General features: G+C 42.5%; 10 protein-coding genes. 7 read left to right on the top strand and 3 right to left on the bottom strand.

Annotated features, from left to right (window positions below; translation table 11 throughout):
• Nucleotides 1-246 (top strand): transketolase-like TK C-terminal-containing protein (locus H2O73_RS18225; RefSeq protein WP_281364251.1); only part of this gene is annotated, 246 nt, incomplete at its 5' end.
• A gap of 63 nt (nt 247-309) precedes the next feature.
• Here the strand turns inward: H2O73_RS18225 and H2O73_RS18220 are convergent.
• Nucleotides 310-546 carry a hypothetical protein gene (locus H2O73_RS18220; RefSeq protein WP_182110355.1) on the bottom strand — a complete coding sequence of 79 codons (237 nt, stop codon included), beginning with the start codon at nt 544-546 and terminating at the stop codon, nt 310-312.
• Nucleotides 547-767: 221 nt separating this feature from the next.
• On the opposite strand from H2O73_RS18220, the gene epd reads away from it, so the two are divergent.
• The 4 genes from epd to mscS all read left to right on the top strand — a co-directional run bounded on the left by epd (nt 768) and on the right by mscS (nt 5,525).
• Nucleotides 768-1,793 carry an erythrose-4-phosphate dehydrogenase gene (gene epd / locus H2O73_RS18215; protein WP_182110354.1) on the top strand — a complete coding sequence of 342 codons (1,026 nt, stop codon included), beginning with the start codon at nt 768-770 and terminating at the stop codon, nt 1,791-1,793.
• Between the two features lie 153 nt (nt 1,794-1,946).
• Nucleotides 1,947-3,107 (top strand): phosphoglycerate kinase, encoded by a 1,161-nt coding sequence (locus H2O73_RS18210; protein ID WP_182110353.1) that lies wholly within the window; start codon nt 1,947-1,949, stop codon nt 3,105-3,107.
• Nucleotides 3,108-3,263: 156 nt separating this feature from the next.
• Nucleotides 3,264-4,340, top strand: coding sequence for a class II fructose-bisphosphate aldolase (fbaA, locus tag H2O73_RS18205; protein WP_182110352.1), 1,077 nt, complete (start codon nt 3,264-3,266; stop codon nt 4,338-4,340).
• Between the two features lie 318 nt (nt 4,341-4,658).
• Nucleotides 4,659-5,525, top strand: coding sequence for a small-conductance mechanosensitive channel MscS (mscS, locus tag H2O73_RS18200; RefSeq protein WP_182110351.1), 867 nt, complete (start codon nt 4,659-4,661; stop codon nt 5,523-5,525).
• A gap of 54 nt (nt 5,526-5,579) precedes the next feature.
• Here the strand turns inward: mscS and H2O73_RS18195 are convergent, their stop codons facing one another.
• Nucleotides 5,580-6,209 carry a LysE/ArgO family amino acid transporter gene (locus tag H2O73_RS18195; protein ID WP_182110350.1) on the bottom strand — a complete coding sequence of 210 codons (630 nt, stop codon included), beginning with the start codon at nt 6,207-6,209 and terminating at the stop codon, nt 5,580-5,582.
• 126 nt (nt 6,210-6,335) lie between these two features.
• Between H2O73_RS18195 and H2O73_RS18190 the strand changes: the two genes are divergently transcribed.
• Both H2O73_RS18190 and H2O73_RS18185 read left to right on the top strand, forming a co-directional pair.
• Nucleotides 6,336-7,232: a LysR family transcriptional regulator ArgP gene (locus H2O73_RS18190; protein ID WP_182110349.1), complete on the top strand. Its 897-nt coding sequence runs from the start codon at nt 6,336-6,338 to the stop codon at nt 7,230-7,232.
• A gap of 97 nt (nt 7,233-7,329) precedes the next feature.
• Nucleotides 7,330-8,025, top strand: coding sequence for an oxidative stress defense protein (locus tag H2O73_RS18185; RefSeq protein WP_182110348.1), 696 nt, complete (start codon nt 7,330-7,332; stop codon nt 8,023-8,025).
• A gap of 29 nt (nt 8,026-8,054) precedes the next feature.
• Here H2O73_RS18185 and H2O73_RS18180 read toward each other — a convergent pair whose 3' ends face one another.
• Nucleotides 8,055-8,714, bottom strand: a complete 660-nt coding sequence (locus tag H2O73_RS18180) for a GntR family transcriptional regulator (RefSeq protein ID WP_182110347.1) — start codon at nt 8,712-8,714, stop codon at nt 8,055-8,057.
• Nucleotides 8,715-8,742 lie beyond the last annotated feature (28 nt).

The following is an 8,742-nucleotide window of genomic DNA, read 5'->3' as shown; positions in this document are numbered from 1 at the left end:
CCATCTACTGATGCATTTGACAAGCAAGACGCCGCTTACCGTGAAGCAGTGCTTCCATCAGACGTTACTGCACGTATTGCTATTGAAGCGGGTATTGCAGACTTCTGGTACAAGTACGTAGGCTTTGATGGTCGTATTATCGGTATGACAACATTTGGTGAATCAGCACCAGCTGATCAACTATTCGAAATGTTTGGCTTCACGCTTGAAAACGTATTGAATACAGCAAACGAACTACTTGCGTAATAATGCAAATATAAATCGTCGATAAAGTTAAAAACCGAGCTGAAAAGCTCGGTTTTTTTATGTCTACTCGAATTCACTGCCTTTGTTATCCAGTGTTTTTTGCCCGCAAACTTTACATTGAACGTACCTGTCCATGTCGTAGTAGTGACCACCGTTAATGAAAGAGTGCATGAGTAACTTGATACGTCCCAGTATAGATTGGTCGGTATCGTAACGGCTTGGCTTACGAACTAACACTTCACTATGTTTTGTATCTATCTGACATTTATTGCAAAAGCACGAAGTTGAGAATGTACTCATAACCGATTCCTTTGGTTGTTAAACGGTAAGAAAAAATGCCAAAGGTTGCTACATATTGTTATCAACATTAGCAGAGATGAAGTGTAAATTGATAGTTGCATCAAGTATTACTTAAGTGTACAGCGAGGGGTTGCGTAATATGTCACTCTTTTGCTGCTTGCTAGGGGGAGATCGAGTACCATCTAATCGATTAGAACTAATACTATAAAGGCGATGGAACTATGCTGAAAATTGCGATTAATGGGTTTGGACGAATCGGTCGAAATGTTTTACGCGCTGTTTATGAAAGCGGCAAGCATCAAGACATTAAAGTAGTTGCGGTTAATGAATTAGCCCAAGCAGAGGCAATGGCGCATCTACTTCAATATGACACCACCCATGGTCGATTTGGCAAACGAATTAGCCACGATCAAGAACATCTCTACATTCATCATGACAATGGCGATCATGATGCCGTACGTATCCTACATTTAAATGAAATTAACCTATTGCCGTGGCGCGATCTCGACGTTGATATCGTCTTTGATTGTACCGGTGTCTATGGCTGTCGTGCCGATGGTTTAGCCCATATAGAAGCTGGGGCTAAAAAAGTCTTATTCTCTCACCCTGGCGATGCCGATATTGATAACACCATTATTTATGGTGTGAATCATGAGACATTGACCGCCACGCAGACGATAGTTTCAAGCGGCTCATGCACAACAAACTGCATTGTTCCGATCATTAAAGTGCTTGATGATGCTTTTGGCATCGATTCTGGCACCATTACTACCATTCATTCATCGATGAATGATCAACAAGTGATCGATGCTTACCATTCTGATCTACGACGCACCCGTTCAGCCAGTCAATCAATCATTCCTGTCGACACTAAGCTTCATCAAGGTATTGAAAGAATATTCCCGAAATTTTCTAACAAATTTGAAGCGATTTCTGTAAGAGTTCCAACGGTAAACGTAACCGCAATGGATTTAAGTGTCACAATTAATACAAATGTGAAAGTTAATGACGTAAATCAAACCATTATTAACGCATCTCAGTGTACATTACGTAATATTGTTGACTATACTGAAGCACCACTGGTTTCGGTGGACTTCAATCACGACCCACACAGCGCCATTGTTGATGGTACCCAGACGAGGGTAAGCAATGGTCAGTTAGTCAAAATGTTGGTGTGGTGTGATAACGAATGGGGCTTTGCTAACCGCATGCTCGATACAGCATTAGCGATGCAAGCAGCGAAATAACAGCCCTCTAATGAATATGGAGAAATAATTTATTTCTACCCTTGAAATAAATTCGAGATATCTCCATATTCATAATCAGTTTAAAGAATTCACCGACTTGGCAAGGCTGCCGAGTTGTAAAAAAACTTTATTTAATATTTGAGAGGACAAATCATGTCTGTAATCAAGATGACTGACCTGGATCTAGCAGGTAAACGTGTATTCATCCGTGCTGACCTTAACGTGCCAGTAAAAGATGGAAAAGTAACTTCTGATGCACGTATCATCGCATCTCTTCCAACTATCAAACTTTGCCTAGAAGCGGGTGCTAAAGTGATGGTTACTTCTCACCTAGGTCGCCCAACTGAAGGTGAATACGCTGAAGAGTTCTCTCTACAACCTGTTGTTAACTACCTAAACGACGCACTAGACTGCGACGTTAAACTAGCGAAAGACTACCTAAACGGTCTAGAACTAAACGCTGGTGAACTAGTTGTTCTTGAAAACGTTCGCTTTAACAAAGGCGAGAAGAAAAACGAAGAAGAACTATCTAAAGCATACGCAGCACTATGTGACGTATTCGTAATGGATGCATTCGGTACTGCTCACCGTGCACAAGCGTCTACTCATGGTGTAGGCATGCACGCAGATGTAGCTTGTGCTGGTCCTCTACTAGCTGCTGAGCTAGAAGCGCTTGGTAAAGCAATGAGCAATCCAGAGCGTCCACTAGTAGCAATCGTTGGTGGTTCTAAAGTTTCTACTAAACTGACTGTTCTTGAGTCTCTATCTAAAATCGCTGACCAACTTGTAGTTGGCGGTGGTATCGCGAACACTTTCATCGCAGCTGAAGGTCACAACGTAGGTAAGTCTCTATACGAAGCTGACCTAGTTGAAACCGCTAAAAAACTAATGAAAGAGTGTGCGATTCCAGTAGCAACTGACGTAGCTTGTGCAAAAGCATTTGATGAAAATGCAGAAGCAGAAATCAAAAACGTTGCTGATGTTCAAGATGACGACATGATTTTCGACCTAGGTCCTGATTCAACAGCAGCGCTAGCTGAAATCATCAGCAACGCAAAAACTATCCTATGGAACGGCCCTGTAGGCGTATTCGAATTCAAAAACTTCGAAGCGGGTACAGCAGGTATCTCTAAAGCAATCGCTGAGTCTGCAGGTTTCTCTGTAGCAGGTGGTGGTGACACGTTAGCGGCTATCGACAAATTCGGTATCAAAGCTGATGTATCTTACATCTCTACTGGCGGCGGTGCTTTCCTTGAGTTCGTTGAAGGTAAAGTACTTCCAGCAGTTGAAATGCTAGAAGCACGCGCGAAGTAAGAATAAAAAGAGCGGGAGAGAAATCTCCCGCTTTGTTGTTTGCTGCATGTCACATTATTCTCTGTTAGAATGGCGGCAGTTGTGAGCAAACGTTTGCAAAATTTTAAATTAGTAAGTTTTAATTTTTAAAACGACAGATAAATAGGACTCCATACCATGTCTAAGATCTTCGATTTCGTAAAACCAGGTGTAATCTCTGGCGATGACGTACAGAAAGTTTTTGAAGTAGCAAAAGAGAACAACTTTGCACTACCAGCAGTTAACGTTGTTAACACAGACACTATCAACGGTGTTCTAGAAGCTGCTGCTAAAGTTAAAGCTCCTGTTGTTGTTCAGTTCTCTAACGGCGGCGCTGCTTTCTTTGGTGGTAAAGGTCTAAAACTTGAAGGTCAAGAAGCGCAAATCATTGGCGCAGTAGCTGGTGCAAAATACGTACATGCTATCGCTGAATCTTACGGTGTACCTGTTATTCTTCACACTGACCACGCAGCTAAGAAACTACTACCATGGATCGACGGTCTACTAGACGCTGGTGAAGAGTTCTTCGCTCAAACTGGTAAGCCACTATTCTCTTCTCACATGATTGACCTTTCTGAAGAGTCTCTAGAAGAGAACATCGATATCTGTGCTAAGTACCTAGAGCGCATGGAAAAAATGGGTATGACTCTAGAATTTGAACTAGGTTGTACTGGTGGTGAAGAAGACGGCGTAGACAACTCTGATATGGATCAGTCTGAGCTATACACTTCTCCAGAAGACGTAGCATACGCATACGAGAAACTAAGCGCTATCAGCCACCGTTTCACTATCGCTGCATCTTTCGGTAACGTACACGGTGTTTACCAAGCCGGTAACGTTGTACTAACTCCTACTATCCTTCGTGATTCTCAAGCATACTGTGCAGAGAAATTTGGTATTGCACCAAATGCTCTAAACTTTGTATTCCACGGTGGTTCTGGTTCAACTGAAGCTGAGATCAAAGAATCTATCAGCTACGGTGTAATCAAAATGAACATTGATACTGATACACAGTGGGCTTCTTGGGATGGCGTTCGTCAGTACGAAGCTAAAAACCGTGAATACCTACAAGGTCAAATCGGTAACCCAACGGGTGAAGCTGCGCCTAACAAGAAATACTACGATCCACGCGTATGGCTACGCGCAGGTCAAGAGTCAATGGTTGCACGTCTAGAGAAAGCATTTGCTGACCTAAACGCAATCGACGTACTATAATTCTGTTTTAGAATTAGATAGTTGAAAGCCCGCTTTTGAGCGGGCTTTTTTGTGCCTTTAAACTAAGACACTTTTTGATTTTGATAAATAAATGTGGCGAAATGTTACTTGAATGAGTAGGCTTTAACAGGTCTACATCATGGCTTCTAGGTAACTCTTTGTTTTGATTATCTTTGCAGAATCTTTACTTTGCTAAAATCATAAATTGGGCTATCTTGCCGGCAAACTGGCATTCGTTCAGTAAACTGATAGGGACATTGTCGTTATTATTTAAAGCAGCATGACTAGTTAGTCACATGTATTTGAGAGGAAATTTATATGGCAAGTGAGTCTATTGGGGTTGAAGCTCCATTGGTCGACGGTCTAGCAAAAGTTGAAACTTGGTTAAACAGTAACTCTGATCTATTGATTCAGTACGGTGTGAACATTATTTCAGCAGTACTGATTCTGTTTATTGGTAATATCGTTGCCAAGATGGTTGCTAATAGCGTAGCGAAAATGCTTGGCAAGAAAAAGATGGATAGAGCGGTTGTTGAGTTTATCCATGGCATCGTACGTTACACTCTATTTGTGATTGTACTTATTGCTGCACTAAGCCGAATTGGTGTGCAAACCGCTTCTGTTGTCGCGGTTATCGGTGCGGCAGGTTTAGCGATTGGTCTTGCGCTACAAGGTTCACTATCGAATTTTGCTGCGGGTGTACTTATTGTCGGTTTCCGCCCATTCAAATCGGGTGATTACGTTGAAGTTGGTGGTGTAGCGGGTAGTGTTGAAGCCATTCAAATCTTCCAAACGGTACTAAAAACACCAGACAACAAAATGGTGGTTGTGCCTAACTCAGGTGTAATTGGCTCGCCAATTACGAACTACTCTCGCCATGATACACGCCGTGTTGATTTAACCATTGGTGTTTCTTACAGCTCAGATCTTAAACTGACCAAGCAAGTGATTCATGATGCGCTGGCAAAAGATGAGCGAATTCTAAAAGATCACGACATTACTATCGGTGTGGTTGCATTAGCTGACTCTTCAGTGAATTTTGTTGTACGCCCTTGGTGTAAAACAGCGGATTACTGGGATGTGTACTTTGATTCTAACCAAGCAATCAAAGAGGCGTTAGATGCGAACGGTATCGAGATTCCATTTCCGCAAATGGACGTACACCTCAACAAAGTGGATGCGTAAGTAAGTGGAAAGTAAAAAGCGAGGTCTATACCTCGCTTTTTTTATATCTGATGGTTACCAGTACAGGGTGACTAACTGATTTGTAAGTAGAGCTGCAATAGTAAACATCATTATCGCAATCAGGATATCGATGCCTTTTTTGACTTTCGGCTTTGAAAGTGTCGGACCTAACTTTGCTGCTCCAAATGACAAAGTATGGAACCAAGCAAAAGAAGCCATAATGGTACCGATGGCAAATGAAATTCGATCTTGTCCTTCAAATTGCCCACCAATAGAACCAAGTATGACAACCGTGTCTAAGTACAGATGCGGGTTGAGTACCGTGACCGCTAAGGCACCTAAAATAACGGTGCGACGACCACGAGCCAGAACATGCTGCGCATTTTCTTGTTTCGCCGGATCGCGAAAAGCACTCTTAAGCGCTAAAGCACCATAGATGGTGAGAAAGGCAATGCCTCCTAGCGTGACTGCTGCGAGCAATGTTTCATTTTGTGAAAGCAATGCGCCGCCACCAAAGACTCCGAGAGAAATAAAAATAGCATCGAGCAGGCTGCAAGTTATCGCAGTGGTTAAATGGTGTTGGCGCTTAATGCCTTGGTTCAATACATAAGCATTTTGTGCGCCGATCGGGATGATCATGGTCGCACCAAGTCCAAATCCCTGTAGTAATACCCAAAAATTCACTATCTTCTCTCCGGAGTGAAACAAATTAATTGCGGCGAAGATAACGCTAGTGATTAAATAAGTATATTTAATGATTTTAATCTATTATAAGTTTTACTTATTTAGTTGCTTGGGAAAATGAAATAGATGCGTGGACTGGATTACAAATGGATTGAGGCGCTAGATGTTATCGTGCAATTTGGCAGTTTTGAACGGGCGGCTGAGCAACTTTGTATATCGCAATCTGCGGTTTCTCAACGCATCAAACAGTTGGAAAAATTCCTCGCACAACCCGCTTTAGTGAGAGAGCAGCCGCCCAAACCGACCCCGGTAGGTAAGCAGCTGCTTGGCTTATATCGCCGAGTAAGGTTGCTTGAAAGTGAACTGGTGCCAGAACTCATGAATGATGCCAGCTTCAAACCTCTGCAATTGTCTTTGGCAACCAATGCCGACAGTTTGGCTACGTGGCTATTACCAGCATTAACACAATTACTTCAGCGCGAGCGGGTGGCACTTAATCTTGTGGTTGATGATGAAGGTCGGACACTTGAGAAGTTAAGAAGCGGTGAGGTCGCAGGAGCTATTAGCTTGGAATCGCAGTCGATACCCGGATGTGATGCTGACTATTTGGGGCGCGTGGACTACTTATGCGTTGCTAGCCCTGAGTTTTCTCAACACTACTTTCCTAATGGTGTAAATCGAGAGTCACTTTTACGCGCACCAACGGTAGCCTTTGATTACCATGACGATATGAATGATCGCTTTATCCATCAACATTTTAACTTACCTAAAGGCAGCGTCTTAAAACACACAGTGAGAAGCTCTGAGGCTTTTGTAAAGCTGGCTCTAACCGGTGTCGCCTATTGTTTAATCCCTAAGCTGCAAATTGAAGAGGAGCTCGCCACAGGGTTGCTGGTTGATATTACCCCAGGGTTCTTTTTATCTCATCGCATTTACTGGCATCACTGGCAGTTGGAAACTGGTATTTTGAAATCGATATCTGATGCGATTATTAATCACTCCCGAGCAATATTACCAAGTTAATAGAGTTAAAGTTGTGTCAGATTACCACTAGGTGACTGGTTAAAGTGTGATATTCACTTATTATGTATAGGTCTACAATACGAATAAGGTGTTAGATATGAATAAGTTATCTATGGCTTTGATTGCGCTTTCTAGCAGTTTGAGCTTTGGTGCAATGGCGAATGAATTGAGTTTTGCTCACCTTTCCACTACAGGTTATGGCGAAATCGTTGCCAAGCCGGATATGGCTGAATTCTCAGTTAAAGTGGTCGAAACCACCATGACGGCAGAGCAAGCTAAGCAAAGTGTCGACAAAGCCGTTGCCGCATTTCTTGCAACGTTGAAACAGCAAGGCGTGGATGCGGAAGATATCACCAGTACCAATCTCTATTTGGCACCTCAATACCACTATCCGAAAAAAGGACAGCCTGAGCTCGTTGGTTACCGAGCAAGTCGTTCTATTACAGTGACAGTAGAGCAATTGGATAATCTTAATCGATACCTTGATATCGCATTGAGCTCTGGTATTAATCAAGTCGACAACATTACACTTAAAGTGAAGGATGAAGCTAAGTATCAACAAAAAGCACGTATGGCTGCGATTGATGATGCGAAAAACAAAGCGAATTCTTTAGCACAAGGTTTTGGACAAGAACTCGGGCATGTTTGGCAGATCAACTACAATTCGCACAGCGCTAAACCTGTGTTGATGCGTGCAATGAGTATGGATATGAAAACGGAATCGAATGGTTATCAAGACTCAACCATTGTTATCCGAGATAGAGTAGACGTGATTTTTCGGCTTGAAGATTAATACTGCAAGCCGAAGGATAAAACGATGAATTATGCGGCTGGGCTAACGGCTTGGTCTAGCTGCAAAATCATATTTGATAAGTAACGATTATATTTAATAACCGCATTCTCAGTATCTTTAGCCAGCACGCATTTTACAATCGACTCGCACTCGTCTACATCAATGGTATTGATGCTCAATCCATTATTGATGGCATGGAATCGGTAGCGTTGGATCTGGTTAAGGAGATCGGCGAAGAACGACAACATGGTTGTTGAGGTTGCCGCTTTAAGCAGAGATTCATGGAAATTGCGCAAGCGATCTTGCCACTCAACCCAATCATACTCTTCTTGCATTGATTTTAAGCGCGATAGCTTGTGATAAGCCGTAAGCAATTCGAGCTCCCAGCTTTCATCGCCATGAGCAATAGCTTGCTTAAGTAATACAGGCGTGATTACACATAAACTCTCGTGTAAATCAGCTAATTCAGATGTAGATATTGGGGCAACCCAACATCCCTTTTGTGGTTCTACAACCACAAATTTAGACCATGAAAGCTGAACTAAAGCTTCACGAATGGGAGATGCTCCCACTTCATATCGCTTCTTTAGATCGGCAACAACCAGTTTTTCACTGGGTTCAAATTTTCCAACTAAGATATCTTGACGGATCATCTTAGCGACTTTGTCAGTTAACGTCGGGCTTGGCACTATACAATCCTCGCTATAGCAATCAGAG

The organism is Vibrio marinisediminis (assembly GCF_014050145.1).
Lineage (GTDB): Bacteria > Pseudomonadota > Gammaproteobacteria > Enterobacterales > Vibrionaceae > Vibrio > Vibrio marinisediminis.
Note: the sequence above shows the minus strand (reverse complement) of the source record. Positions and strands in the feature narration are given on the sequence as shown.

What these genes read in the sequence shown, in the direction of transcription:
- mscS (WP_182110351.1), top strand. Translation starts at nt 4,659, where the DNA reads ATGGCAAGTGAGTCTATTGGGGTTGAAGCTCCATTGGTCGACGGTCTA.
- H2O73_RS18220 (WP_182110355.1), bottom strand. Translation starts at nt 546, where the DNA reads ATGAGTACATTCTCAACTTCGTGCTTTTGCAATAAATGTCAGATAGAT.
- fbaA (WP_182110352.1), top strand. Translation starts at nt 3,264, where the DNA reads ATGTCTAAGATCTTCGATTTCGTAAAACCAGGTGTAATCTCTGGCGAT.
- H2O73_RS18190 (WP_182110349.1), top strand. Translation starts at nt 6,336, where the DNA reads ATGCGTGGACTGGATTACAAATGGATTGAGGCGCTAGATGTTATCGTG.
- H2O73_RS18185 (WP_182110348.1), top strand. Translation starts at nt 7,330, where the DNA reads ATGAATAAGTTATCTATGGCTTTGATTGCGCTTTCTAGCAGTTTGAGC.
- epd (WP_182110354.1), top strand. Translation starts at nt 768, where the DNA reads ATGCTGAAAATTGCGATTAATGGGTTTGGACGAATCGGTCGAAATGTT.
- H2O73_RS18210 (WP_182110353.1), top strand. Translation starts at nt 1,947, where the DNA reads ATGTCTGTAATCAAGATGACTGACCTGGATCTAGCAGGTAAACGTGTA.